Below are 26,014 nucleotides of genomic sequence, written 5' to 3'. Positions count from 1 at the left end.
GCGTTCGCTTTGCGCCGAGTCAGCGCGTTTTCGAGGTAAGGATGCGCCGGGTCGGCGAGGGGCGGGCTCAGGCGTGCTTGCGCTCGAACTTCACCGGTCCCGTCTCCCAGACCGTGCGGTACGCCGACCGACCCGGGCGACCAGGGCCCCCGCCACACCGCCCGCGGCGAAGGCGAGCAGGCGCGGGGTGCGGGCGGCCGGAGCGTCGTGAAGGGCGGCGGCGGGCCGCGGGGAGGTGGCGGCCGCGATCGCGGTGGCGGCCGGGACCGGCACGGGCGCACGCTCGGCCAGCGGACTGGTCTGGGCCCAGGCGGCGGCGTACAGGATCACCCGGGAGAAGTAGTTGATCCAGACCAGCAGGATCAACGCGATGCCGAAGGCCTGGAAGGCCGGCTGCCCGCGGGTGCTGGTGAGCAGCAGGCCGGAGAGCTGCTTGAGCACCTCGAAGCCGAGCGCCCCCAGCACGGCACCCGACCACAGCGCCCGGTCCGGCAGTGAGGGGCGCACCAGCAGCCGGAACATGAGGAAGAACAGCGCTGCCGAGGCCGCGAGGCCCAGCAGCACCGCGATCACGGCCACCAGCCAGCCGAGCTGGGCGCCGACGCCGACGGCGTCGAGCAGCGCGCGGGAGGTCCGGGTGAGCACCGCGGAGGCGATCACGCTGGCGAACAAGACGATGCCGAGGACGACCAGGGTGATCAGGTCGCGCACCTTGCCGAGGACGAAGCTGGGGCGCAGCCGCGCGGGCATCTCGAAGAGCACGGTGAGCGCCGACTGGAGCGAGGAGAGCCAGCCCAGCCCGGCGTACAGCACGCCGACCAGGCCGATGATCCCGACGGTACCGGCCGCGTCCTGGATGTCGGTGAGGTCGACCTGCCCGTCGCCGTCGCCGACCAGGCCGGGCAGCACCTCGTCGATGGACTTCACGAGGGTGTCCTGTGCGTCGGGGTAGACCTGCGCGACCCAGCCGACCACGAAGAACGCGAGGGCCAGGATCGGGAAGACCGACAGGAAGCCGAAGTACGTGACGCCGCCGGCCTGCTGGCTGCCCTGGACGGCGCCGTAGTGCTCCTGCGTGCGCACCGCGTGGTCGACCAGCGGCCACCGTTCACGGAGCTCGGCGAGCTTCGCCTTCGCGCGTTCGACGATCGTCATGGCAGCCTCCGGTGCGGTTCAGCCGAGCGGGAAGGTGCGGGTGGACCGCCAGCCCTCCTGCTCGTGGTGGACGTACAGGTGGAAGCCCGTGACGGCGAAGGCGCACTCGAAGCCGGCCAGGTCGTCGAACGCGGCGTCCAGCGTCGGGTCGTCGAGGTGGTGGGCGACGGTGACGTGCGGGTGGTAGGGGTAGTCGAGGTCGACGGCGAGCGGCCCGCGCCGTACGACGGCAGCGAGCTGCTCACACTGGGAGATTCCCTCGGCGAGGCTGACGAAGACGACGGGCGACACGGGCCGGAAGGTACCCGTTCCCCGCAGATGCACCCGGAACGGCGCGACCTCGCTCGCCGCGGAGGCCAGGTGCGCCTCGATCTCCCCGAGGTCGTCGGCCACCTCGGTCGGCGGGATGAGGGTGATGTGGCTCGGCACGCCCTCGGCGGTCGGGTCGCCGATCCGGTGCCGGTAGTCGACCAGCTCGGAGGCCCAGGGCTCCGGGATGGCGACGGCGACGCCGATCACCGGCATCAGCCTGCCTCCGTACGACGCTCCACCGGTGCCACGAAGCCGACCCGCTGGTAGACGTCGCGCAGCGTGCTCTCCGCGACGGCGCCCGCCGTCTCGGCACCCTGGGCGAGCACCTGCATCAGGTGGTCCTGGTTGTCGAGGAGCTCGAGAGTGCGGTCCCGGAACGGGGTCACGAACCCGACCACCACGTCGGCGAGGTCCTTCTTGAGGTCGCCGTACATCTTGCCGGCGTACTGCTCCTCGAGAGCCTGGATCGGCTCACCCGTCAGCGAGGAGTAGATGGTCAGCAGGTTGCTGACCCCCGCCTTCTCCTCGGGGTCGAAGCGGATGTCGGTCCCGGAGTCGGTGACCGCAGAGCGGATCTTCTTCGCCGAGCGGGCCGGGTCGTCGAGCATCTCGATGATCCCCGACGGCGACGAGGACGACTTCGACATCTTCTTCGTCGGCTCCTGCAGGTCCCCGATCTTGCCGGTCGCCTTGAGGATGTAGGGCTCCGGCAGCCGGAAGGTCTTCTTGTAGCGGGAGTTGAAGCGCTGCGCGAGGTCGCGGGTCAGCTCGAGATGCTGGCGCTGGTCCTCACCGACCGGCACGTAGTGCGGCCGGTAGAGCAGGATGTCGGCCGCCTGGAGGATCGGGTAGGTGAACAGACCGACGCTCGCGGCGCCCTCGCCGCCCTTGGCCGACTTGTCCTTGAACTGGGTCATCCGGCGCGCCTCGCCGAAGCCGGTCAGGCAGTTCAGCACCCAGGCGAGCTGAGCGTGCTCCGGGACCTGGCTCTGCACGAAGATCGCGCTGCGCGCGGGGTCGATGCCCATCGCCAGCAGTTGGGCGGCGGCACGCAGGGTCCGCTCGCGCAGCACCTTCGGGTCGTGCTCGACGGTGATCGCGTGCAGGTCGGCGATGAAGAAGAACGGCTGGTGGTCGCGCTGCAGGTCCACCCACTGACGGGTCGCGCCGAGGTAGTTGCCGAAGTGGAAGGAGTCGGCGGTCGGCTGGATGCCGGAGAGGACGCGCGGGCGCGCGGCTCCCTCGGGCGCGGCCGGCTGGGCCGTCTCCGGCACGGGCGGGTGCTCGGTGGTGGCGGACATGGCAGCGATTCTCTCAGGCCGGGCGCGTGGGGCGTAACGGCCCCGTCCGTTGCTCAGCTCGCGCCCGGAGCGGCCCGCCGGTGCGCGAGGGCCGAGACGAGCAGGATCGCCGTACCGACGGCGGCGAGGCCGGCACCGACGAGCGCCGGCGCGCGGTAGCCGTGGCCGCCGGCGATGACCAGGCCGCCGAGCCAGGCGCCGAGGGCGTTGGCGATGTTGAGGGCGGCGTGGTTCATCGCGGCGCCCAGGGTGACGGCGTCGCCGGCGACGTCCATCAGCCGCAGCTGGAGGTTGACGACGAGCACCGAGCCGGCCGCGGTGACGAGGAAGGCGACCGGGAGGAGCAGCCAGCCGTGGGGCGCGGCGGTGTAGTAGACGAGCATCAGCACGATGCCGGTGACGCCGGAGAGCAGCAGGCTGCGGAAGACCGACCAGGCCGCGAGCTCGCCGGCGAGCCAGGTGCCGGCCACCATGCCGAGGCCGAGGGCGAGCACGAAGAACGGCACGGTGCCGCGCTCGAGGCCGCCGACGACGGTGACCGTCTTGGCGATGTAGGAGTAGACCGCGAACATCCCGCCGAAGCCGACGGCGCCGACCGCCATGGTCAGCCACACCTGCAGGCTGCCGAAGAACTCGCGGGCCTCGCGGCGCCCGCTGGCCTCGGAGTCGCCCGGCATCGACGGGACCGCGGCGAGCACCATCGCGACGGCGACCAGGGCGAGCAGCCCGCCGAGGAGGTACGTCGAGCGCCATCCCAGCTGCTGGCCGAGGAAGGTGGCCAGCGGGACGCCGACGACATTGGCGACGGACAGGCCGAGCATCACGCTCGCCACCGCCCGCCCACGCCGCTCCGGCACGACCAGGCTGGCGGCGACCAGGCTCGCGACGCCGAAGTACGCGCCGTGCGGCAGGCCGTCGAGGAAGCGGGCCGCGGCGAGCACCTCGTAGCCGGGCGCGGCCGCGCTGAGCAGGTTGAAGGCGGCGTACGCAGCCATCAGGCCGACCAGCATCGCGCGGCGGGGCAGGGCGGCACCGAAGAACGCGAGGATGGGTACGCCGACCACGACGCCGAGCGCGTACGCCGAGATCACGTGCCCCGCGTCGGGCACCGACACGTCCACGCCCTTCGCGATCTCGGGCAGCACGCCCATCGTCATGAACTCGGTCGTGCCGATGGTGAACCCGCCGACCGCGAGCGCCAGGATCGCCAGCGCGGGTCGGTGATGGGACACCGCCGGGCGCCCCTCGGTCGAGGTGGTCGTCGGCGAGGAGGTCACGGGGGATCGTAACCGCGCCGGTCGGCGTCCTATTCCAAGACGTCGGACGTCTCAGCCGGCGAGGTGACCCCAGTCACCGGCGAGCTCCGACCACGGTCCGACGGCGGCGACCACGCCGTCGACGAGGACGACGACCCGGTCGGCCTGGGCGAGCGCGGCGCGCTTGGAGGTCGCGCCGATCACCGTGGTGTGGCGCTCGCGCAGGGCGGCCCACAGCTCGATCTCGGTGGCCGCGTCGAGGGCGCTGGAGACGTCGTCGGCGAGCAGCAGCTCGGCGTCGGCCGCCAGCGCGCGGGCGAGGGCGAGGCGCTGGACCTGGCCGCCCGAGAGCCGGACGCCTCGGTGGCCGATCACGGCGTCGGGTCCGCCGGCGTCGGCGACGTCCTCGGCCATCCGGGCGGTCTCGATCGGCTGGGTGATGTCGCGGTCGTGGCCGAGCAGGATGTTGTCGGCGAAGGTGCCGGAGAGCACCCGCGGCACCTGGGCGACGTGGGCGACCTGGCCGGGCCGCAGGAAGGTCTCGGGGTCGGCGACCTCCTGGCCGTTCCAGCGCAGCGCGCCGCGGTGGTCGATCAGGCCGGCCAGCGAGGACAGCAGGCTGGACTTGCCGGAGCCGACCTGCCCGACCAGCAGCACCAGCTCGCCGCGCTCGACGGCCAGGTCGACGCCGGCCGCTCCGATCGTGCCGTCGTCGTGGACCGCGGTGTAGCCGGCCAGCTCGAGCCGTTCGAGCGGCACCCGGCCGGGCGCCTGGGGTGACGGCGCGACGCCGCCGACCAGGTCGATGCCGTCGGCCATCGCCATCAGGTCGCGACCGCCGGCGAAGCCCGCGGTGGCCTGCTGCCAGGCGCGGGTGCCGGGAGCCTCGGTGACGACGGCGCCGGCGACCCGGCCGAACCAGTCGAAGCCGTTGACCGCCGTGGCGACGAGCAGCGCCGTGGCCAGGCCCCAGACATCCCACAGGTAGAGCGCCCAGGCGGCCACCACGCCGACCTGCACCATCACGATGGGGACGCCGTCGAGGACCGCCTGCACCCGGTGCTCGAAGACCGCCGCCTCGACCCGGCCGTCATCGACCTTGCGCAGGTGGGCATGCACCTGCGGGGTGCGCCCGGCCAGCTTCACGGTCCGCGCGGACTCGACGGCCGACACGACGGCACGACCGAACCGGGCCCGGGCCGCTGACGATCGCGCCGCCGAGCGGCCGGCGATCGGGCGGCCGATCGAGGACGCCAGGGCGCTGGTGAGCATCACGACGAGCAGCACGCCGCCGGCCAGCCAGGTGCCGCCGGCGACCATGGTGATCGCGGCGATGAGCAGGCCGTTGACGAAGTCGACCCAGCGGTCGGCGTACCGGGCATAGCGGTCGGCGTCCATCGACCGCGCGACCACCTCGCCGGGTGGCGTGCGCGGCAGCCGGTGGCCGCGGACCTGGCCGAGCAGCACGGACATCCGCACCCGCAGCATGACCTCGATCCACCAGCGCGGGTAGCGCCGGAAGGCGTCGGCGAGCAGGAACGGCGCGACCAGCAGGCTGACCACGAGCACCCCGACCAGCGCGGCCGAGGACTCGCCCGCCGAGAGCCGCTCGACGATCCGCCCCCAGACGAAGCCGGTGATCGCGCCGAGCGGGGCGAAGATCGTGCCGCCGAGGAAGAGCAGGACCGACCAGGCACCCCACCACGGGCGCACCCAGAAGGCGTTCCAGGTGCCGCGCGCGAGCGAGGAGCCGGCGTCGACCTCGGGCCGCTCCGGCGGCGTGCCGGTGCGCCGCCGCCCGCCCACCGCGGCGCTGGTGTCGGCCGGGTCGAGGTCGGCGAAGCCCTCGGTGTCGCTGGCGGCGAGCAGGCGGCGGAACGGACCGTCGACGACGGCGAGCTCGTCGCGCGGGCCGTGCTGGATGACGGCGCCGTGGTCGAGCACGGCAACGGCCTCGGCGCGCTCGATGGTGCTCAGTCGGTGGGCGACCAGGATGCCGGTGCGACCGCTGATCAGCCGGTCGGCAGCCGCGACGACGCGCGCCTCGGTGACCGGGTCCATCCGGGCCGTGGCCTCGTCGAGGACGACGACCTGCACGTGACGCACCAGCAGTCGGGCGAAGGCGACCAGCTGCTCCTCCCCCGCCGACAGGGTCGTGCCGCCCGGGCCGAGGAGGGTGTCGAGTCCGTCGGGCAGTCCGGCCACCCACTCGGTCAGGCCGAGCTCGGCGACCGCCGCCACGACCTGCTCGCGCGGGACCGCGGCGAACAGGGTGATGTTGTCGGCGAGGGTGCCGGCGAGGATCTCGGTGCGCTGGGTGACCACGCCGACCCGGCGGCGCAGCTCGTGGAGGTCGAGGGTGGTGATGTCGGCCCCGCCGAGGAAGATCGTGCCGGGCGGCGGCTCCGCGGCGCGCGAGAGCAGCGAGGCGAGGGTGGACTTGCCGGAGCCGGTGCGGCCGACCAGCGCGAGGGTGTGCCCCTCCTCGACGTACAGCGTGACGTCGCGCAGCGCGAACGAGCTCTCGTTGTAGCTGAAGTCGAGGTGGCGGATGCGCAGGTCGAGCGCGCCGGTCGGCACGGACGCCCCGCCCTCGGGCTCCGCCTCGACCGCGAGCAGCTGGCGCAGCCGGAGCACGGCGCCGAGGCCGGCCTGGATGTCGGGCAGCTGGTGGGCGAGGTTGTTGATCTGGCCGACGAAGATGGTCGTGACCAGGAACAGCGTGACCAGCCGCGCGACGCCGAGGTGGTCGCCGCTGACCAGCGCGACGCCGGAGATCGCGATCGCGGCGAGCAGCCCGTGGAGCAGCAGCCCGACCTTGATCGCCAGCCGGGCCTCGATCATCAGCACCCGGCGGAACTTCTCGTGGACGTCGGCCGAGAGCTGCGCCAGCCGGCGTACGGCGAACGCCTGGCCCAGGCTGGTGCGCAGGTCGTCGCGCCCGGCGATGCCCTCCTCGAGGGCTGCGGCGTGGTCGGTCCAGGCGGCCTCCTCGATCACCTTGCGCTGCGCGATCTCGACCAGCGCCGGGCGCATCACCCAGACCGTGATCGCGCCGACGACCGGGAACAGCACGAACGCGGGCCACCAGGTGAATCCGGCGACCAGCCACATCGGGACCGAGGCGAAGCCGGTGCGCATCGCCAGCCAGATCTGCTGGCGCAGCAGGGTGCCGACCTCGTGGGTGTCGTCGTCGACGCGGTCGAGGACCTCGCCCACGGCCTGCTCGGTGAGGTGCTCCAACGGCTGCTGGAGCGCGGCGCTGAGCAGGTCGCCGCGCAGCCGGCCCTCGGCGCGGTCGACGACGCCGGCCCACACGACCCGGCCGGCGGTGTCGACGGCCGCGGCACCCACGACGAAGAAGGCGAGCCAGGCGACCAGACCCTGCGTGGGGTGGTCGGCGATCCGGCCCGCCACGACGGTGCCGAGCGCCTGACCCAGCGCGGCCACGGCGACGGCGCCCACAGCGAAGCCGGCGGCCGGCGTACGCAGGCGGCGCCAGTCGACGCGACGCGCCGGGTCGCCGCCGACGGAGTGCCGCTCGCGGGTGTCGGGGCGGGTCAGCGTGGTGGACATCGGGACCAGCGTAGGTTCCGGTACCGACACTTCGCCTCCGAATATCTTCCGGCGAGATGCCGTGCTCACAGGTGTTTGAGAGCCTCCCGCCGACTCAGCGGGCTGAGCTCGTGGGCGGCGGCCAGCAGGTCGACGTCGGTCTCCGGCATCCTGTGCGACGGCTATCGACGCCGCGTAGTATGTAGTAGGAGTGCGACGTAATACACCCCGGAGGCGACCCATGCGACTGAACAGCAAGGGCCAGGTCACGATCCCGGCCGAGCTGCGACACAAGCACGGCCTCGCGGAGGGCGACGAGGTCGACGTGGTCGAGGACGGCAGCTCCTTGCGGATCGTGCGCCGCTCCGGCGCACCCACGCGTGGGGACCGGGTGGTCTCCCGGATGCGCGGCGCGGGCACGCTGACCGGCAAGACGACGGACGAGTTGATGGCGCTCCTCCGTGGCGACTGATCGGCCCGTCACCCTCGTCGACTCCAACGTCCTGCTGGACCTGGCGACCGAGGACCCGGTCTGGTTGGAGTGGTCACAGCGTGAGCTCGCCCGGGCACTGGACGATGGGACGGTCGCGATCAACCCGATCGTCTACGCCGAGGTGTCGGTGGGCTTCGCAGGGATCGAGGAGCTCGACTCCTTCATCCCCGAGACCGACTTCAAGCGCCTGCCGCTCCCCTACGACGCCGGATTCGTGGCCGGCAAGGCATTCGTCACCTACCGACGTCGAGGCGGCACCCGGCAGACACCACTGCCGGACTTCTACATCGGAGCCCATGCGGCAACCGCGGGACTCCGCCTGCTGACTCGGGACGCGACCCGCTACCGGACCTACTTCTCGACGATCGAGCTGATCGCGCCCTGACCCGACGCGCACGAAGACCAACGGCGGCCCGGACCGAGTCCAGGGCCGCCGTTGCTGCTCAGCAGATCATCAGAACCCGGCGAGCGCCTCGTTGAGCGTGGCGCTCGGGCGCATCACGGCCGAGGTCCTCTCGGCGTCCGGGCGGTAGTAGCCACCGATGTCGGCGGGCTTGCCCTGGACGGCGATCAGCTCCTCGGCGATCGTGGCCTCGTTGGCGCGCAGCGTCTCGGCCAACGGCTTGAACGCGGCCGCGAGGTCGGCGTCCACGGTCTGCGCGGCGAGCTCCTCGGCCCAGTAGAGCGCGAGGTAGAAGTGCGAGCCGCGGTTGTCGGTCGTGCCGAGCCTGCGGCCCGGCGAGCGGTCCTCGTTGAGGAAGGTGCCGGTGGCGCGGTCGAGCGCGTCGGCGAGCACCGTCGCCGCGGGGGCGTCGGCCTGCTCGGCGTACTTCTCCAGCGAGGGGACGAGGGCGAAGAACTCACCGAGGCTGTCCCAGCGCAGGTAGTTCTCCTCGACCAGCTGCTGCACGTGCTTCGGCGCCGAGCCGCCCGCACCGGTCTCGAACAGGCCACCGCCGGCGATCAGCGGCACGACGGAGAGCATCTTCGCCGACGTGCCGAGCTCGAGGATCGGGAACAGGTCGGTGTTGTAGTCGCGCAGCACGTTGCCGGTCACCGAGATGGTGTCCTCGCCCTTGCGCATCCGCTCCAGCGAGTACGACGTGGCGAGCTCCGGCGACAGGATCTCGATCGTCAGGCCGGACGTGTCGTGCTCGGGCAGGTAGGCGTTGACCTTCTTGATCAGCTCGGCGTCGTGGGCGCGCGACTCGTTGAGCCAGAAGATCGCCGGCGTCTGCGCGGCGCGGGCGCGGGTGACGGCGAGCTTCACCCAGTCCTGGACCGGGATGTCCTTCGTCTGGCAGGCGCGCCAGATGTCGCCGGCCGCGACGTCGTGCTCGATCAGCACGTCGCCGTTGGATGCGAGCACGCGGACCGTGCCGGCGGTCGGGATCTCGAAGGTCTTGTCGTGCGAGCCGTACTCCTCGGCCGCCTGGGCCATCAGGCCGACGTTGGGGACGGTGCCGATGGTGGCCGGGTCGAGCGGGCCGTTCTTCTTCACGTCGTCGATGACGGCCTGGTAGACCCCGGCGTACGACGAGTCCGGGATCACCGCGAGGGTGTCGTCCTCGCCGCCGTCGACGCCCCACAGGCGGCCGCCGTTGCGGACCAGGGCCGGCATCGACGCGTCGACGATGACGTCGGAGGGGACGTGCAGGTTGGTGATGCCCTTGTCGGAGTTGACGTAGGACAGGCGCGGGCCGGCGGCCAGCGCGGCGTCGAACGCGGCCTTGATCTCCGCGCCGTTCTCGAGCGCGTCGAGACCGGCCAGGATGGCGCCGAGGCCGTCGTTGGCCGAGAGCCCGGCGGCGGCCAGCGCCTCGCCGTACCGGTCGAAGACGTCGGCGAAGTAGGCCTTCACGACGTGGCCGAAGATGATCGGGTCGGAGACCTTCATCATCGTGGCCTTGAGGTGGACCGAGAAGAGCACGTCCTGGGCCTTGGCCTCGGCGAGCGCGTTGCGGAGGAAGGCGTGGAGGTGCGCGACCTCCAGTTTCGTGCCGTCGACGATCTCGCCGGCGAGGACCTTCAGACCCTCCTTGAGCACGACCGTCTCGCCGGCCTCGGTCTCGAGGACGATCGACAGCAGGTCGTCCTGAGCCAGGGTCACCGACTTCTCGTTGCTCGCGAAGTCGTGCTCGCCCATGGTGGCGACGTTGGTCTTGGAGCCGTCGGCGAACGGCTTGTTGGTGTGCGGGTGGGTCTTCGCGTAGTTCTTCACCGACGCGGGCGCGCGGCGGTCGGAGTTGCCCTCGCGCAGGACCGGGTTGACCGCGGAGCCCTTGACCTTGTCGTACTTGGCCCGGATCTCCTTCTCCTCGTCGGTCGTCGGGCTCTCCGGGTAGTCCGGGACCTCGAAGCCCTGCGCCTGCAGCTCCTTGACCGCGGCCTTGAGCTGCGGGATGGAGGCGGAGATGTTGGGGAGCTTGATGATGTTGGCATCCGGCGTCTTGGCCAGCTCGCCGAGCTCGGTCAGCGCGTCGTCGGCGAGGCCGAACTGAGCGAGGATGCGGGCGGCGACGGAGATGTCGCGGGTCTCGAAGGCGACGCCGGCCTTGGCGGCGAAGGCCTCGACGATCGGCAGGAAGGAGTACGTCGCGAGCAGCGGCGCCTCGTCGGTGTGGGTGTAGATGATGCTCGACATGTCCGGGCGTCACTCCTGGGCCGTGGATGGGATTCTTGACGTCAAGATACCTGATGCCGGGGCGCACGTCCCCTTCGGCAGCCACAGTAATGACTAGGCTGCACTGTGTAACCCGGCGGTTTTCGGGAGCCCCATGGAGGAGAAGGTCCAGCACATGTCAGATGCAGCAGTGGATACGTCCACACCCCCCACCCTCATCCAGAAGATCGCTGCCGAGGCGCTCGGCACGGCCGTCCTCGTGTTCATCGGGTGCGGCTCGGCGGTCGTCGTCAGCCAGACCGCCGGCAGTCTGTTCACGATCACGTCGGTCGGCCTGTCCTTCGGCATCGCGATCATCGCGATGGTCTACACCTTCGGCCGGGTCTCCGGCGGGCACTTCAACCCCGCCGTCTCACTCGGTGCCGCACTCGGCGGCCGGATCTCCTGGAAGGACGCCGGTCTCTACAGCGTCGCCCAGATCGTCGGCGGCCTCATCGGAGGCCTGCTGCTCGCGCTCACCGCGCTCGCCAGCGACTTCGGCTGGGAGTTCGGCGACCCGCTCGGCTCCAACGGCTTCGGCGACCACGGCGGCGCCGAGCTGCTCGGCGCCCTGCTCATCGAGATCATCTTGACCTTCATCTTCGTGACGGTCATCCTCGGCACCACCGACGAGCGCAACCGCGCGGTCGCCGCGATGGCCCCGCTGACCATCGGCCTCACCCTCGCCGCGATCCACTTCGTGGCCATCCCCGCCACCGGCACGTCGGTCAACCCGGCCCGCTCCATCGGCGTGGCCTTCTTCTCCGGCAGCGACGCGATCGTCCAGCTCTGGCTGTTCATCGTGGCCCCGCTGATCGGTGGCGCCGTCGCGGGCGTGCTGTACCCGCTGGTCTTCGGCCACGGCACCGACCCGGTCCCCGGCTCCGGCCTGAACTTCGGCGCCGGCGGCTCGTCCGACCCGGCCTTCACCCAGCAGTGGAACCAGCAGGCCTACGGCCAGCAGCAGGCGTACGGCCAGCACCAGGCCCAGCCGGCCCAGCAGGCCGCCCAGCCGATGCAGCAGCAGGGACAGCCGATCATCCAGGACGGCTGGCAGTGGGACCCGGCCGCCCAGCAGTGGATCCCCGCCCAGCAGCCGGCGACCCCGGCGGCCCCGGCCGCTCCCGCCGCGCCCGACCCGCAGACCGGGTGGGCCCCGCCGGCCAGCGACCAGACGCAGGTGCGACCGCCGCAGTAGTACCGGCTTCGCTCGACCTAACGGGGCTCGTCGTACCCGACGAGCCCCGTTCTGTCTGTCCGGACCAGCCCGACGCCGCGGGCGTAGACCTCGGTGCGGGAGCCGAGGGCCGTCTCGACCTCGAACGTCACCGTGCGACCGTACGTCGCGAGCGGGGTCCGGGTCTCCTCGCCGACCGCCTCGACGGTGGCGACCTCGGCGAGCCCGGGGGCCGAGGCGGTGCGGAAGCCGTCGCCGAACCGGGGGGCGGCAGGCATCGCGAGACCCGCCTCAGCGCCGCTCTGTCCGGCCTGCCACTCCCCCTCGCGGCCGAACCACCACACGTTGCCGGCCCGGTCCTCGGCGTACAGGTCCCGGACGACGGTGCCGTCGGCGCTGGTGCGGACCAAGACGGTGGTCCCCACCCCCTCGACCGAGGGCCCGGCCTCCACGGTGAGGGTCAGCGTGGGCTCGCCGCTCGTCAGGTCGGCGTACTCCCACCGGGAGCCGAGGGCCAGCGGGAGCCACGGGTTGTCGATGCGGGCGACGAAGTCGGCCGGGGCCGGATCGGGCGTCGGGATGACCAGGCCGTCGACGCCGGTGGGCGGGCTGGGCGCGGACGCGGACCCGCAGCCGGCCAGCGCCGCGCCGGCGAGCAGGGCGAGGATGAGGGCCGCGATCGCCCTGGTCGCACGTCTGCGCATGGCCGTCATCGTCGCAGCACCCGGACCGGCTCACCGCGCGGGGCCGGGCGCTGCTAGCGTCACGAGCGTCCCACCGCAACCTCTTGAGGAGACCCAGTGAGCACCACCCCGCTCAAGGTGGCCGTGACCGGCGCGGCCGGCCAGATCGGCTACAGCCTGCTCTTCCGCATCGCCAGCGGCGCGATCGCCGGCGACCGTCCCGTCGAGCTGCGGCTGCTCGAGATCGAGCCCGCGCTCAAGGCCCTCGAGGGCGTCGTGATGGAGCTCGACGACTGCGCGTTCCGGAACCTCGCCGGCGTCGAGATCGGCTCGGACCCCGAGAAGATCTTCGACGGCGTCAACCTCGCCCTGCTCGTCGGTGCCCGCCCGCGCGGCCCGGGCATGGAGCGCGGCGACCTGCTCTCCGCCAACGGCGCGATCTTCACCGCGCAGGGCAAGGCCCTCAACAAGGTCGCGGCGTCCGACGTGCGGATCGGGGTCACCGGCAACCCGGCCAACACCAACGCGCTGATCGCCGCGAGCAACGCCCCCGACATCCCCAAGGAGCGGTTCTCGGCGCTGACCCGTCTCGACCACAACCGGGCGATCTCGCAGCTGGCCGCCAAGACCGGCTCGGCCGTCACCGACATCAAGAAGATCACGATCTGGGGCAATCACTCGGCCACCCAGTACCCCGACATCTTCCACGCCGAGATCGCCGGCAAGAACGCCGCCGAGGTCGTGGGCGACCAGGCCTGGATCGCCGACACCTTCATCCCGACCGTCGCCAAGCGCGGCGCCGCGATCATCGACGCCCGGGGGGCCTCCTCGGCCGCCTCGGCCGCGTCCGCGACCTGCGACGCCGCCCGCGACTGGCTGAACGGCACCCCCGCCGGCGACTGGGTCTCGATGGCGGTCGTCTCCGACGGCTCCTACGGCGTCCCGGAGGGCCTGGTCTCCTCGTTCCCGGTCACCACCTCGGGTGGCGACTGGGAGATCGTCCAGGGCCTCGAGATCGACGACTTCTCGCGCGGCAAGATCGACGCGTCCGTCGCCGAGCTGGCTGACGAGAAGGCCGCGGTCACCGAGCTCGGCCTGATCTGATCCCCACCACGAGGGGCCGGTGCCGGGGCGGCACCGGCCCTTCGCCGTACCTGCTGGGTGCTCAGCCCTGCTCCGGGATGCTCCCGGCGAGCAGGACGAGACCGACCGCGACGGCGACCAGGATCGCGACGTCGAGGAACCGGTGCCGTACGGCGAGCATGCCGGCGTCCTTCTCCGGCAGGCCGAGCCGCAGCACGGCGGCGGCGGCCAACCCCCCGGACATGATCCGCAGGCCGACGCGCCAGTCCGAGGCGGCCGCGACGACCAGACCGACGCCGACGACCACCAAGACGGCGATGTAGCAGGCGCCACCGATCGTCGAGGGGTACCGGCGCGGCTCCTCGGGCGGCTCGGGGCTCTCGTCGTTCAGCGCGTTGCCTTCGCGCCGAGCGCTGCCTGCTTCTCGGCCATCGAGACCACGTTGGCGAGCAGCATCGCTCGGGTCATCGGGCCCACTCCGCCGGGGTTGGGCGAGACCCACCCGGCGACGTCCCAGACGTCGGCGGCGACGTCGCCGGCGATCTTGCCGTCGACCCGGCTGACCCCCACGTCGAGGACCGCGGCGCCGGGCTTGACCATGTCGCCGCCGATGATGTCCGGTACGCCGGCCGCCGCGACCACGATGTCGGCCTTGCGCACGTGCGCGGCGAGGTCGACGGTGCCGGTGTGGCACAGGGTCACGGTGGCGTTCTCGGAGCGCCGCGTGAGCAGCAGACCCAGCGGGCGGCCGACGGTGATGCCGCGGCCCACGACCACGACCTCGGCGCCGGCGATCGGGACGTCGTGGCGGCGCAGCAGCTCGACGATGCCGTACGGCGTACACGGCAGCGGCGCCTCGTTGCCGAGCACCAGCCAGCCCAGGTTGGTGGGGTGCAGCCCGTCGGCGTCCTTGGCCGGGTCGATCAGCCCGAGCACGCGGTTCTCGTCGCGTCCGCGCGGGAGCGGGAGCTGGACGATGTACCCGGTGCAGTCCGGATCGGCGTTGAGGCCGGCGACGGCCTCCTCGATCTCCTCCTGCGTGGCGACCTCGGGCAGGTCGACGCGGATCGAGGCGATGCCGACCTCGGCGCAGTCCTTGTGCTTACCGTTGACGTACCACCGCGAGCCGGGGTCGTCGCCCACCAGCACCGTGCCGAGCCCGGGGGTGATCCCCTGCTCGCGCAGCTTCTCGATGCGGACGCGGAGCTCGTCCTTGACGGCGGCAGCGGTGGCGTTGCCGTCGAGCTTGTGTGCAGTCACGTGCTCATCCTCTCAGTTTGCGAACGTACGTCCCGTCAGGGGCGCGAGCGAAGCGAGGCGCCGTAGCCGACCCGGCGGAAACTGCCCGCGAGCGCCAGCGAGCCGGGGCGGTTTGCGCCGGGTCGGCGGGCGCGGTCTGTCTACTTTGCGCCGGGTCGGCCTAGTGGAAGAAGTGGCGGGTGCCGGTGACGTACAGGGTGACCCCGGCGGCGGCACAGGCCGCGATGGTCTCCTCGTCGCGCACCGAGCCGCCCGGCTGGACGATCGCCTTCACACCCGCGTCGAGGAGGATCTGCGGGCCGTCGGCGAACGGGAAGAACGCGTCGGACGCGGCGACCGAGCCGCGCGCCCGCTCCACGCCCTCGACCAGGGTGTTGGCGCGCTCGACGGCGAGCCGGCAGGAGTCGACCCGGTTGACCTGGCCCATGCCGATGCCGACCGCGCCGCCGTCCTTGGCGAGCAGGATGGCGTTGGACTTGGCGGCCCGCACCGAGCGCCAGGCGAAGGCGAGGTCGGCCAGCGTGGCCTCGTCGGCGGCCTCGCCGGTCGCGAGCGTCCAGTTGGCCGGGTCGTCGCCGTCGGCCTGGAAGCGGTCGGCGTGCTGCATCAGCAGGCCACCGCTGATCGGGCGGGTCTCCACCCCGCCCGCCGCCAGCGGCTCGGCGACGAGGATCCGGATGTTCTTCTTGCGTGAGAGCACCTCGACCGCGCCCTCGTCGTAGCCGGGCGCGACGATGACCTCGGTGAAGATCTCGGCGACCTGCTGAGCCATCGCGACCGACACCGAGACGTTGGTGGCGATCACCCCGCCGAAGGCGGAGACCGGGTCGCACTCGTGAGCCCGGCGGTGCGCCTCCGCGACGTCGGCGCCGACCGCGATGCCGCACGGGTTGGCGTGCTTGATGATCGCGACGGTCGGCGCCGCGCCGTGGTCGTACGCCGCGCGGCGGGCCGCGTCGGTGTCGACGTAGTTGTTGTAGGACATCTCCTTGCCGTGCAGCTGCTCGGCGGCGGCGAGCCCACCCGGGCCGTGGCCGGCGCGGTAGAGCGCGGCGGGCTGGTGGGGGTTCTCGCCGTAGCGGAGCACCGCGTGCTTGTCCCAGGTGCCGCCGATCCACGCCGGGAAGCCGGTGCCCTCGGTGGAGTCGGTGAGCACCGAGCCCATCCAGGAGGCGACCTGGACGTCGTACGTCGCGGTGTGGACGAACGCCTTGGCGGCCAGCGCCTTGCGCTCGTCGTAGGTGAAGCCCTCGCCCTGCGCGGCGTTCAGCGCCGCCGCGTAGTCGGCGCCGTCGGTGACGATCGCGACCGACGGGTGGTTCTTGGCGGCCGCGCGGACCATCGACGGGCCGCCGATGTCGATCTTCTCGATGCAGTCGTCGACGCCCGCGCCCGAGGCGACGGTCGCGGCGAACGGGTAGAGGTTGACCACGACCAGGTCGAAGGGCGCGACCTCGAGCTCCTCGAGCTGGCGGACGTGGTCGGGCAGCCGGCGGTCGGCCAGGATGCCGGCATGCACGCGCGGGTGCAGCGTCTTCACGCGGCCGTCGAGGCACTCGGGGAAGCCGGTGAGGTCCTCGACCTTGGTGACGGGGAGGCCGAGCGACTCGATGAGCGCGGCCGAGCCGCCGGTGGAGACGAGCTCCACGCCGGCGTCGTGCAGGCCGCGGACCAGGTCCTCGAGACCGGTCTTGTCGAACACGGAGACCAGCGCGCGCTTGATCTTCACTGCACCGATCTCGGGGGTGTCGGAGGTGGCGGACATCGAGGGGCTCCTCATCGGTCGTCGGTCTCGATGAGGGCACCCAGGCGATCGATGCCGACTCGTCACTCCCTGGTGGTGGCCCACCTGCGCCAGTCGTGTGACCGTGATTCTACGGCGGCTCAGCCCCCGAGGCGAACCCGCCGGCCGTCGACCGTGAACCCCTCCCGGGCCATCCGGCCGACCGACTCGACGAGCATCGCCCGCTCGGCCACCTTGATCCGCTCGTGGAGGCTCTCGACGGTGTCGTCGTCCTCCACCGGCACCACGCTCTGGGCCACGATCGCGCCGGTGTCGACCCCGGCGTCGACGACGAACAGGGTCGCGCCGGTGACCTTCACCCCGTACGCCAGCGCGTCCGCGGGCCCCTGCATGCCGGGGAACGACGGCGACAGCGCCGGGTGGGTGTTGACCGTGATCCCGCCGAACCGGTCGAGGAACTTCTCCCCCACCAGCTTCATGAACCCCGCGAGCACCACCAGATCCGGCTCGAAGGCGGCGACCTTGTCGGCCAGCGCCCGATCCCAGTAGCCCCGGCTGCTGTAGTCGCCCACCTTGGCCACGAAGGTCGGCACACCGGCCCGCTCGGCCCGGGCCAGGCCCTCGATGTCGTCGCGGTCGGCGCCGACGGCGACCACGCGGGCGCCGTACGCCGGGTCGGCGCCGGCGTCGAGCAGCGCCTGGAGGTTGGTGCCGGAGCCCGACACGAGGACGACGAGGCGAGGACGAGCGGGCACGGCCCAGAGTCTAGGACCTCGGGTCGCTCAGGACCGACGCGGCAGCCGGGCGCCGACCGCCCGCAGGGTCCGGCGGACCCGGCCGTCGGCGTCGCGCTGCCACCAGCACACGACCAGGGCGCCCAGCACGCCGCCGATCCCGAACGACGTGATCGCGTGGAGCAGCACGTCGAAGGTGTACGGCCCGACGTCCTGCATCCGGCCCGGCCCCACGGCGCCACCGGCGAAGACCGAGACCAGGGCGAGCCCGACACCCGCGCCGATCCCGCCGGCGCAGCCCCGGATCGCGGCCCGGTCCCAGGCGAGCACCGGGCGGTCGCGCTGGACCTGGCCGGCGACCAGGGCGGCGAGCAGGAGCGGGGTGAGCATCAGCCAGTCGGTCCACCACGGCTGGCTGCCCTGGTCGGGCAGTGCCGCGAGCAGGGGGAACATCGGCAGCGGGCCGAGCACGACGGCGGTCGTGGAGACGGTGGTGCCGGCGCCGACGGTGAAGCCCGGACCGAGCAGGTAGGCGCTGGAGAAGAGCAGCGCGTTGGGGAGCAGCAGCAGCGTGAGCACGGTCATCAGCAGCACCGCGCCGGTGTCGGCGTGCAGCTGCGAGACCACGTTGGCGGCCGTCGAGAAGTCGAGCACGAAGGCCGCGACCAGCGCGACCAGGCAGATCAGGGCCCAGCGGGTGAGGATCCGGCGGGCGACGAGGGCGGCGTCGCGCACCGCGGCGGGTACGACGGGCAGCCAGATCGCCGCGCGCCCGGACCCGAACGCGATGGCGGGCGCCCCCACGCCGAGACCGAGCAGCACCGACCAGACCACGACCCGGGCCTCGGACGGCGAGGAGGCCGCGGTGGCGGCGACCGAGGCGGTGAGGACGCCGACGACGGCGTACCCGACGGTGAACAGGCCGGCGGCGTACGGGACGGTGAGGTCGCGGGCGCCGTCGGCGATCCGGTCGGCGTCGGGGCCGTGCCCGGAGATCGACTCGCCGACCCGGTGCCCGACCCGCCAGACCACCCAGGCGCAGAGCGCGCTCAGGCCCAGCGGCATCGCGGTGATCCGCACGCCCTCGACCGCGACGGTGGAGCCGTGGGCCATCAGCCAGCCGTGGGCGCCGACGCGCAGCGCCCCGCTCGGCGCGCCCTCGCCGCCCGCGTCGGTGAGGAACCAGCCGACCACCGCCACCGCCAGGCAGACCAGGAGCGGGGCGCCCGCGGCGATCACGCCACCGATGCTGGCCGTCGGCACCAGCGGCCGGGTCGTGGCCAGCTGGCGGCGCAGGTCGGCGTCCGAGGCGGCCCGGGAGCGCCCGGGTCCACTGCGGCGTGCCGGCGGCGACTGGAGGGAGGTCATGGTCCGTCCATCTTCACGCGCGACCCGGCCGGTTCGGCCCCGCCACGCCGGGATCCGTCGAAGACCGGCGCGAGACGACCGCGCTCGGCGCTACTCCCGGTCCGGGGTAGGTTGGTGCGGCCATGACCGCGGACGACCAGGTGACCCCCAGCACCGAGCAGCCCCGGTCCGTCTACGTGAGCCATGCGGACCTGACGGACAGCTTCGACACCTTCTACAAGGACGCCCGTGACCGTCTGCTGCTGCAGACCTTCGCGCTGACCGGCGACCTGGCACTCGCCCGGAGCGCGGTGCGCGAGGCGTTCGTCGTGTCCTGGCACCACTGGCGCAAGACCGGGCGGCTGACGGAGCCCGAGTCCGCGGTGCGCCCCGACGCCTGGCGCAAGGCGCTGCGCCGCGCCAGCACCCGCCCCTGGCACCGCAAGAGGGATCTCGGCGAGGAGACCCGGCGCACCCTCGAGGCGCTCGGTGCCCTGCCGGTGGTCCAGCGCAAGGCGCTGCTGCTCACCCAGCTCGCCGCGGTGACGATGGAGGAGATGGCCCAGGAGATCGGGCTGCCCGCCGAGGCCGCCGAGCGCGAGCTCCAGCTGGGTGCCGCCCACTTCGCCACCGCGCTCGAGATCCCGACCTCCGCGATCCCGCTGGCGCTCAACGGGCTCGCCGACGCGACCCGGACGGTGACCTGGCCACGGGTGACGATCATCCGGCGCGCCGGCGCGGCGCGCCGCCGGGCCCACACCATCGTCGGCGGGGCCGTGGCCGTGGTCGCCCTCGTGGCCGGCGGCGCGCTGGCCACCGACAGCACCGGCGTACGCCCCACGCTCGACCGCGAGGACCTGCCCGCCGCCGCCGGCCCGCCGCCGGCCGGACCCGCCATCACCACCCTGCCCGACACCACGCTGCTCCCGGTCGACGCGGTCCGGCAGGCCGTCAGCGGCCGCGGCTGGCAGCAGGGCACGACGAGCGACAACTCCACGGGCAACGGCCTGGTGCTCCCCTGCCAGCCGGTGCGGTACGCCGACCCGCAGGGCACCGCCGCCTGGGTGCGCTCCTTCCGCGACAGCACCAGGCCGCAGGCCCAGCGCAACCTGGTCCAGGTCGCCGAGGCGTCGTCCTCGGAGCAGCGGGCGGTCCGCACCTACCGGCACGCCCGCCGCTGGTTCGCGACCTGCCCCTCCCCCGAGGAGGACGCCGCGACGGTCCCGCGGGTGCAGCTGGTGAGCACCTCCGAGATCCCCGGCGTGGGCGACCAGTCGACGCTGTTCGTGCTGCGCTCGCGCGCCGACGCGATGACCTACGTCGTGGGCGTGGCCCGCAGCGGCCTGTTCACCATTGTCACCTCGCTGGCCACGACGGCGCCGCCGGCCAGGGCCAACCGGGCCGGCGTGGCCCGTCTGCTCGGCACCGCCGTCACCCGGATCTGCGAGCTGCCCGACGCCGGCGGCTGCGCCGCCCCGAGCCCGGCGCCGACCCCGCGCGCCCCCTTCCCCGCCGGTACGACGACCTGGATGCTCTCCGAGATCGACCTGCCGCCGATCACGCCCGACCCGGGCCCGTGGGTCGGCACCCCGGCGGCCAGGCTGGCCGAGGACCGGATCGACGCCGGTGCGATCGGCTGCGACACCGTCCACCTCTACGGCACGTTCCGCGCCAAGACGATCCAGGGCAACGACTTCCGCACCTTCGTGTTCAGCGGCGCGAAGCTGCCTCCCCAGGTCGGCCTCACCCAGACCGTCGGCACCCTGCCCGCCGGCGCCGCGGGCGGCTTCGTGACCCGCTTCCGCGAGCAGATGGCCGCGTGCCCGGACCTCGACGCCACCGCCGGCACCGAGGTCCAGGAGCTGCTCACGACCGGCACCGGCCCGCAGGCACTCTCCGCCTGGCACCTCAGCACGGCCCTGCCCGGCGACCGCACCATCGAGTACGACGTCGCGGTGCTCCGCCAGGGCACCGCGGTCTCGGTCCTCGCCTATGTCGCGGCACCCAAGGCGACCATGGCGAACGAGGACTTCGTGGCGCTCGCGCAGCGCGCCCTCGAGCGCCTGGCCCGCGCGACTCCCTACGCTCCGTAGCGAAAAGATCGCGGGAGCATGCAACCAGCTCCCGGCCTCGAGCGTATCCACCTCGACAGTCCCGCACAGGACGAGAGGAGGTCGGCGTGGACGCAACGGAGTTCGACGAGTTCTATGCGACCTCGTTGCGCCGAGTGACCGGACAGGTCTACGCGATGATCGGCGATTACGACGAGGCCGCCGACTGCACCCAGGAGGCGTTCGCCCGGGCCTGGGCGCACCGCCGCCGGCTGGAGCGCACCGCGTACCCCGAGGCGTGGGTCCGCACCACCGCCTATCGCCTCGCCGTGAGCCGCTGGCGACGCCGCAGGCGCGGTGAGCGCTCTCCCGACCGGGCCCTCCAGCCCGTCGGTACGGCGGCCGCCGTCGACGAGTCGCACGTCGCCCTCGTCGCGGCCCTGCGCCGGCTGCCCGAGACCCAGCGCCAGGCGCTGGTCCTGCACCACATCGCCGACCTCCCCGTCCAGCAGGTCGCGGCCGAGGTCGGCGTGCCCGAGGGAACGATCAAGGCCCGGCTCAGCCGCGGCCGGACGGCGCTCGCCGCACTGCTGGCCGACGAGCCCGGCCTGGCGGGAGGAGGGACGACCCATGCCTGAGCACGACCCCATCGAGGAGCTCGCCCGCTTCGGAGCCGAGCTCGGCCGCGCAGGAGGAGACATGCCGCTCTCTGCTGCCGACGTACGGCACCGCGGCGACCGGATCCGCCGGCGGCGTACCGCGCTCGTCGCGGGTGGCGCCGCCCTCGCCGTCGCCGCCGTCACCACCCCGATCCTGCTGCTCGCCGGCCACGGGGGACCGGACGGGGACCTGACCACCAAGGACCCGGCCCGCAGCCACCCGCTGGGCCAGCACGATCTGCTGACCGACGACGACACCGTCTACAGCGACGGCGCGGACTGGTTCGCCACCGACACCTTCGAGGGCGACGGTCAGGCCGCCTTCCACCTGTGCGCCCGCAAGAGCCTCACCGGCCTCGGCGCGAGCGCCGTCCTCCAGCGCGAGTTCGAGCTGCGCAACACCCAGGACCCGTCGGTCGCGGTCACCGGGGACTCCTTCGCCGAGGCGATCGCGCAGTTCCCGGACGCCGCGAGCGCGGCCGCGGCGTACGACACCATCGCCGACTGGGTGCAGGACTGCTCCGAGCAGGTCGCCGCCACCGAGAGCCCCGACTACACCGCCTTCGACCCGCGGCCGGTCGCCACCGGACTCGAGGACAGCCAGGCCCAGGTCGTCGACGCCCACTACGGCCCGGTGCCGAAGGACATCGACGAGACGGGCGACCTGGCGTTCATCGCGGAGACGGGCCTGATCCGGGTCGGGGACCGGATCGCCGTGCTCAGCTCCACGATCGTCGGACAGGACTACGACTTCGTCGACGGCACCCCCGTCGAGCGGATGGTCCCGCGCGCCGCCGCGCTGCTCCAGCCCGGCGGCTGAGCCCACCGAGCCCGAGACGCCGAGGCCCGCCACCTTGAGGGTGGCGGGCCTCGGCGTTGCTGAGCGCGTCAGAGCGCCTGGAGGATCTCCCGAGCCAGCGCGGCCGTCTCGGACGGCGTCTTGCCGACCTTGACGCCGACGGCCTCGAGCGCGTCCTTCTTCGCCTGGGCGGTGCCCGCGGAGCCCGACACGATGGCGCCGGCGTGGCCCATGGTCTTGCCCTCGGGGGCGGTGAAGCCCGCGACGTAGCCGACGACCGGCTTGGTGATGTTGGCCTTGATGTAGTCCGCGGCCCGCTCCTCGGCGTCGCCGCCGATCTCGCCGATCATCACGATCACCTTGGTCTCCGGGTCCTCCTCGAAGGCCTGGAGCGCGTCGATGTGCGTGGTGCCGACGATCGGGTCGCCGCCGATGCCGATGGCGGTGGAGAAGCCGAAGTCCCGCAGCTCGTACATCATCTGGTAGGTCAGCGTGCCCGACTTCGACACGAGGCCGACCGGGCCCTTGCCCGCGATGGTGTGCGGGGTGATGCCGGCCAGCGACTCGCCCGGCGTGATGATGCCGGGGCAGTTCGGGCCGATCATCCGGGTCGACCTGCCCTGCAGGTACGACCAGACCTCGGCCGTGTCCTGCACCGGGACGCCCTCGGTGATCACGACGATCAGCGGCATCTCGGCGTCGATCGCCTCGATCGCGGCGTCCTTGGTGAACGCCGGCGGCACGAAGAGGACCGACACGTTCGCGCCGGTCTCCTTCATGGCCTCCGCGACGGTGCCGAACACCGGGAGCTCGACGTCGTTGCCGTCGTGGTCCTGGTGGGTCACCGTGGTGCCGGCCTTGCGCGAGTTGACGCCACCGACGATCGTCGCGCCCGAGTCGAGCATCAGGGCGGTGTGCTTGGCACCCATGCCACCCGTGATGCCCTGGACGATGATCTTGCTGTCCTTGTTCAGGTAGATGCTCATGTCTCGTCCCCTCAGGCGTTCGCCAGCTCGGCGGCCTTGTCAGCCGCGCCGTCCATGGTGTCGACCTGCGTCACGAGCGGGTGGTTCAGCTCGTCGAGGATCGCGCGGCCCTGGTCGACGTTGTTGCCGTCGAGACGGACGACGAGCGGCTTGGTGGCCTTGTCGCCGAGGAGCTCGAGGGCGCCCTTGATGCCGTTGGCGACCTCGTCGCACGCGGTGATGCCACCGAAGACGTTGACGAACACCGACTTGACCTGCTCGTCGTTGAGGATGACGTCGAGGCCGTTGGCCATCACCTGCGCGTTGGCGCCGCCACCGATGTCGAGGAAGTTGGCGGGCTTCACGCCGCCGTGGTTCTCGCCGGCGTACGCGACGACGTCGAGGGTGCTCATCACGAGACCCGCGCCGTTGCCGATGATGCCGACCTGACCGTCGAGCTTGACGTAGTTGAGACCGAGGTCCTTGGCCTTCGCCTCGAGCGGGTCGGCCTCCTCGCGGATCTCGAACTCCTCGTGCTCGGGGTGGCGCACCTCGGAGGCGTTCTCGTCGAGCGAGACCTTGCCGTCGAGCGCCTCGAGCTTGTCGCCGGCGAGGCGGGCGAGCGGGTTGACCTCGACGAGGGTCGCGTCCTCCTCGACGAAGACCTTGTAGAGGTCCTCGATCATCTTCACGGCCTGCTCGAAGACGGCCTCGGGGAACTTCGCCTCGGTCGCGATCTCGCGGGCCTTGGCCGCGTCGACGCCCTTGCCCGGGTCGATGCCGATCTGCTTGACGGCGTCGGGGTTGGTCTTGGCGACCTCCTCGATCTCCACACCGCCCTCGACCGACGCGATGCACAGGTACTGGCGGTTGGACCGGTCCAGCAGGAAGGAGAAGTAGTACTCCTCCTCCGGCGGGGTCGCCGGAGTGACCAGGACGCGGTTGACCGTCAGGCCCTTGATCTCCATGCCGAGGATGTTGGACGCGTGCTCGAACGCCTCGTCCGCCGTCTTCGCGAGCTTGACGCCACCCGCCTTGCCACGACCACCGGCCTTGACCTGCGCCTTGATGACGGTCACGCCGCCGATCTGCTCGGCCGCCGCCCGTGCCTCCTCGGCGGTCTCGACGACCGTCCCGAGGGTCGTGGCCACACCGTGCTTCGCGAAGAGCTCCTTCGCTTGGTACTCCATCAGGTCCACTGATACGTCCTCACGTCTTGGTCAGAGGTTCGGTGCGCACAGCGGCACACCCCCGGGCACGATAGTCCTGACCCACGAGTAGGACGAGTCCGGGAACCGATGTGGGGGCCGGACGTGACCGGGCTCACGCACCGCCACGGGTTTCGGCGTTCGCCTGACCGTCCCCAGGGGCGGGACGTACGATTTCGGGGCCGTGTCGGCATCGGTTAGGGTCGGCACGCACGTTTCACCCGGCTGTCACCCGACGGCCACCTCGGCTGGGGCCGTCACTCGGGGCGCCAGGAGCCGGGCACACGGGGAGAAGCGCGCCTGCACGAACGTCCCCCCAAGGAGTCAGCAGTCGATGGGTAACCACCGAGCGGAGCACCCCGCGCCGCGCCCGGAATCGCCCCTCGGCTCCCCCTCCGACTCCTCGTACGTCGGCAAGCGCGTGGCCCGGCGGGCCGCGGTCGAGGAGACCCCGTCGACGTACGTCGGCAAGCGCGTCGCCCGGCCGGCCACCACCCCCGCCCCGCTCGAGCCCGCCGTACCCCTCGCGACGATCGCGCCCGCCGTACCCGTGGCCAGGCCGGTCCTCGAGCCGATCACCGAGCCCACCCTGGCCGCCGAGGCCGTGGCCCCGGTCCGCACCCTCGACCGGATGCCGACCGTCGAGCTGCCCGCACTGCGCGACATCCCGCTCCCCGACGCCCTGTCCGACTCCTCGACCACGCTGCGGGCCGTCCAGCCCGCCGGCAAGCGCCGCGCGGTCAAGCGCGCCGGCAGCCCCGGACCGCTGCGCGCCCTGCCCACGCTGCCCGTCGCCGTCGGCGTCGCCACGATCGCGATCGCGGTCGGCGGCGTCGTCACCTCCGCCGACCCGCAGCTGGCCTCCGCCGGCGACCGGCTCACCTCTCCCAACGCGCTGACCGGCTCCTTCGGCAGCGGCACGGTCGGCGACCGCACCGCCACCGTGAGCCGCGACTCCGACCGTGACGCCCTCGCCCAAGGCGCCGACTCGGACCTGGTCAAGGCGGCCGAGCGCTCCGCCGCCGAGCGCACCACCGCGCTCAGCGACCTGACCGCCAAGGCGCAGAAGGAAGCCTCCGAGATCGCGCTCAACAAGTGGGTGCTGCCGCTCGACAGCTACCGCCTCACCGCCACCTTCGGCGAGTACGGCCTGTGGTCCAGCTACCACACCGGCCTCGACTTCGCCGCCCCTCCGGGCACCCCGATCCGCGCCGTCGCCAACGGCACGGTCACCTCCGCCCAGTTCGACGGCGCCTACGGCAACAAGACCGTGGTCACCCTCGACGACGGCACCGAGCTCTGGTTCTGCCACCAGACCTCCTTCAACGTCTCCGCCGGCGACACCGTCCGTGCCGGCGAGGTCATCGGGTACGTCGGCAGCACCGGCCACGTCACCGGCCCCCACCTCCACCTCGAGGTCCGCCCCGGCGGCGGCGACCCGGTGGACCCGGACGCGGCGCTGCGGCAGCACGGCGTCACGCCGTAGCTTCTGGCTCGCTCCGCTCGCATGTCGCGCCGCCTTCGGCGCCGTTTCTTCCTCCCCGCTCGCTGCGCGACTCGGCCCCGCGTC

Annotated in this window: 22 protein-coding genes and 1 riboswitch; of the genes, 8 read left to right on the top strand and 14 right to left on the bottom strand. The window is 72.6% G+C overall.

Annotated features, from left to right (window positions below; all coding sequences use genetic code 11):
* Window positions 1–90: 90 nt before the first annotated feature.
* The 5 genes from ACUP6Y_RS05605 to ACUP6Y_RS05585 are packed head-to-tail and all read right to left on the bottom strand — an operon-like array spanning window position 91 to window position 7,600.
* Window positions 91–1,155: a YihY/virulence factor BrkB family protein gene (locus ACUP6Y_RS05605; protein WP_462554664.1), complete on the bottom strand. Its 1,065-nt coding sequence runs from the start codon at window positions 1,153–1,155 to the stop codon at window positions 91–93.
* 18 nt (window positions 1,156–1,173) lie between these two features.
* Window positions 1,174–1,680: a 2'-5' RNA ligase family protein gene (locus ACUP6Y_RS05600; RefSeq protein WP_462554663.1), complete on the bottom strand. Its 507-nt coding sequence runs from the start codon at window positions 1,678–1,680 to the stop codon at window positions 1,174–1,176.
* On the bottom strand, window positions 1,680–2,768 hold the full coding sequence (trpS, locus tag ACUP6Y_RS05595) for a tryptophan--tRNA ligase (protein WP_462554662.1): 1,089 nt from the start codon (window positions 2,766–2,768) through the stop codon (window positions 1,680–1,682). The genes ACUP6Y_RS05600 and trpS overlap by 1 nt, the downstream gene beginning before the upstream one ends.
* 53 nt (window positions 2,769–2,821) lie before the next feature.
* A complete protein-coding gene (locus tag ACUP6Y_RS05590; protein ID WP_462554661.1) occupies window positions 2,822–4,045 on the bottom strand; it encodes an MFS transporter in 1,224 nt (407 codons plus the stop codon).
* Between the two features lie 51 nt (window positions 4,046–4,096).
* Window positions 4,097–7,600 (bottom strand): ATP-binding cassette domain-containing protein, encoded by a 3,504-nt coding sequence (locus ACUP6Y_RS05585; protein ID WP_462554660.1) that lies wholly within the window; start codon window positions 7,598–7,600, stop codon window positions 4,097–4,099.
* A gap of 220 nt (window positions 7,601–7,820) precedes the next feature.
* Between ACUP6Y_RS05585 and ACUP6Y_RS05580 the strand changes: the two genes are divergently transcribed.
* Together ACUP6Y_RS05580 and ACUP6Y_RS05575 are read left to right on the top strand one after the other, a co-directional pair.
* Window positions 7,821–8,051 carry an AbrB/MazE/SpoVT family DNA-binding domain-containing protein gene (locus tag ACUP6Y_RS05580; RefSeq protein WP_462554659.1) on the top strand — a complete coding sequence of 77 codons (231 nt, stop codon included), beginning with the start codon at window positions 7,821–7,823 and terminating at the stop codon, window positions 8,049–8,051.
* On the top strand, window positions 8,041–8,457 hold the full coding sequence (locus ACUP6Y_RS05575; RefSeq protein WP_462554658.1) for a type II toxin-antitoxin system VapC family toxin: 417 nt from the start codon (window positions 8,041–8,043) through the stop codon (window positions 8,455–8,457). Before ACUP6Y_RS05580 ends, ACUP6Y_RS05575 begins: the two co-directional genes overlap by 11 nt.
* Before the next feature lie 69 nt (window positions 8,458–8,526).
* Here the strand turns inward: ACUP6Y_RS05575 and ACUP6Y_RS05570 are convergent, their stop codons facing one another.
* A complete protein-coding gene (locus ACUP6Y_RS05570; protein WP_462554657.1) occupies window positions 8,527–10,716 on the bottom strand; it encodes an NADP-dependent isocitrate dehydrogenase in 2,190 nt (729 codons plus the stop codon).
* Window positions 10,717–10,870: 154 nt separating this feature from the next.
* Between ACUP6Y_RS05570 and ACUP6Y_RS05565 the strand changes: the two genes are divergently transcribed.
* On the top strand, window positions 10,871–11,932 hold the full coding sequence (locus ACUP6Y_RS05565) for an MIP/aquaporin family protein (protein ID WP_462554656.1): 1,062 nt from the start codon (window positions 10,871–10,873) through the stop codon (window positions 11,930–11,932).
* A gap of 17 nt (window positions 11,933–11,949) precedes the next feature.
* Here ACUP6Y_RS05565 and ACUP6Y_RS05560 read toward each other — a convergent pair whose 3' ends face one another.
* Window positions 11,950–12,615 (bottom strand): hypothetical protein, encoded by a 666-nt coding sequence (locus tag ACUP6Y_RS05560; protein ID WP_462554655.1) that lies wholly within the window; start codon window positions 12,613–12,615, stop codon window positions 11,950–11,952.
* Between the two features lie 96 nt (window positions 12,616–12,711).
* Between ACUP6Y_RS05560 and ACUP6Y_RS05555 the strand changes: the two genes are divergently transcribed.
* Window positions 12,712–13,698, top strand: a complete 987-nt coding sequence (locus ACUP6Y_RS05555; RefSeq protein ID WP_462554654.1) for a malate dehydrogenase — start codon at window positions 12,712–12,714, stop codon at window positions 13,696–13,698.
* A 61-nt stretch (window positions 13,699–13,759) separates the two neighbouring features.
* Here the strand turns inward: ACUP6Y_RS05555 and ACUP6Y_RS05550 are convergent, their stop codons facing one another.
* The 5 genes from ACUP6Y_RS05550 to ACUP6Y_RS05530 all read right to left on the bottom strand — a co-directional run bounded on the left by ACUP6Y_RS05550 (window position 13,760) and on the right by ACUP6Y_RS05530 (window position 18,783).
* Window positions 13,760–13,984: a DUF3017 domain-containing protein gene (locus tag ACUP6Y_RS05550; RefSeq protein WP_462556634.1), complete on the bottom strand. Its 225-nt coding sequence runs from the start codon at window positions 13,982–13,984 to the stop codon at window positions 13,760–13,762.
* An 80-nt stretch (window positions 13,985–14,064) separates the two neighbouring features.
* Entirely contained in the window at window positions 14,065–14,937 is an 873-nt protein-coding gene (locus ACUP6Y_RS05545; RefSeq protein WP_462554653.1) for a bifunctional methylenetetrahydrofolate dehydrogenase/methenyltetrahydrofolate cyclohydrolase, read from the bottom strand.
* Between the two features lie 160 nt (window positions 14,938–15,097).
* Complete coding sequence (purH, locus tag ACUP6Y_RS05540) at window positions 15,098–16,702, bottom strand: bifunctional phosphoribosylaminoimidazolecarboxamide formyltransferase/IMP cyclohydrolase (protein ID WP_462554652.1); 1,605 nt, start codon at window positions 16,700–16,702, stop codon at window positions 15,098–15,100.
* Between the two features lie 31 nt (window positions 16,703–16,733).
* A riboswitch (ZMP/ZTP riboswitch) is annotated at window positions 16,734–16,809 on the bottom strand.
* Between the two features lie 12 nt (window positions 16,810–16,821).
* Complete coding sequence (gene purN, locus ACUP6Y_RS05535) at window positions 16,822–17,436, bottom strand: phosphoribosylglycinamide formyltransferase (protein WP_462554651.1); 615 nt, start codon at window positions 17,434–17,436, stop codon at window positions 16,822–16,824.
* Window positions 17,437–17,463: 27 nt separating this feature from the next.
* Window positions 17,464–18,783 (bottom strand): cell division protein PerM, encoded by a 1,320-nt coding sequence (locus ACUP6Y_RS05530; RefSeq protein WP_462554650.1) that lies wholly within the window; start codon window positions 18,781–18,783, stop codon window positions 17,464–17,466.
* A gap of 122 nt (window positions 18,784–18,905) precedes the next feature.
* Between ACUP6Y_RS05530 and ACUP6Y_RS05525 the strand changes: the two genes are divergently transcribed.
* The 3 genes from ACUP6Y_RS05525 (at window position 18,906) to ACUP6Y_RS05515 (ending at window position 22,292) form a co-directional block, all read left to right on the top strand.
* Window positions 18,906–20,855 carry a hypothetical protein gene (locus ACUP6Y_RS05525; protein ID WP_462554649.1) on the top strand — a complete coding sequence of 650 codons (1,950 nt, stop codon included), beginning with the start codon at window positions 18,906–18,908 and terminating at the stop codon, window positions 20,853–20,855.
* Window positions 20,856–20,941: 86 nt separating this feature from the next.
* Window positions 20,942–21,451, top strand: coding sequence for an RNA polymerase sigma factor (locus ACUP6Y_RS05520; RefSeq protein WP_462554648.1), 510 nt, complete (start codon window positions 20,942–20,944; stop codon window positions 21,449–21,451).
* Entirely contained in the window at window positions 21,444–22,292 is an 849-nt protein-coding gene (locus tag ACUP6Y_RS05515) for a hypothetical protein (protein WP_462554647.1), read from the top strand. Before ACUP6Y_RS05520 ends, ACUP6Y_RS05515 begins: the two co-directional genes overlap by 8 nt.
* 68 nt (window positions 22,293–22,360) lie before the next feature.
* Here the strand turns inward: ACUP6Y_RS05515 and sucD are convergent, their stop codons facing one another.
* Together sucD and sucC are read right to left on the bottom strand one after the other, a co-directional pair.
* A complete protein-coding gene (gene sucD / locus ACUP6Y_RS05510; RefSeq protein WP_462554646.1) occupies window positions 22,361–23,257 on the bottom strand; it encodes a succinate--CoA ligase subunit alpha in 897 nt (298 codons plus the stop codon).
* An 11-nt stretch (window positions 23,258–23,268) separates the two neighbouring features.
* A complete protein-coding gene (gene sucC / locus ACUP6Y_RS05505) occupies window positions 23,269–24,435 on the bottom strand; it encodes an ADP-forming succinate--CoA ligase subunit beta (RefSeq protein WP_462554645.1) in 1,167 nt (388 codons plus the stop codon).
* A 343-nt stretch (window positions 24,436–24,778) separates the two neighbouring features.
* Between sucC and ACUP6Y_RS05500 the strand changes: the two genes are divergently transcribed.
* A complete protein-coding gene (locus ACUP6Y_RS05500) occupies window positions 24,779–25,930 on the top strand; it encodes a M23 family metallopeptidase (RefSeq protein ID WP_462554644.1) in 1,152 nt (383 codons plus the stop codon).
* Window positions 25,931–26,014: the final 84 nt, after the last annotated feature.

The organism is Nocardioides sp. S5-5 (genome assembly GCF_054954065.1).
The sequence above is the reverse complement of the archived record's forward strand: the minus strand, read 5'-3'. Positions and strand labels throughout refer to the sequence as shown.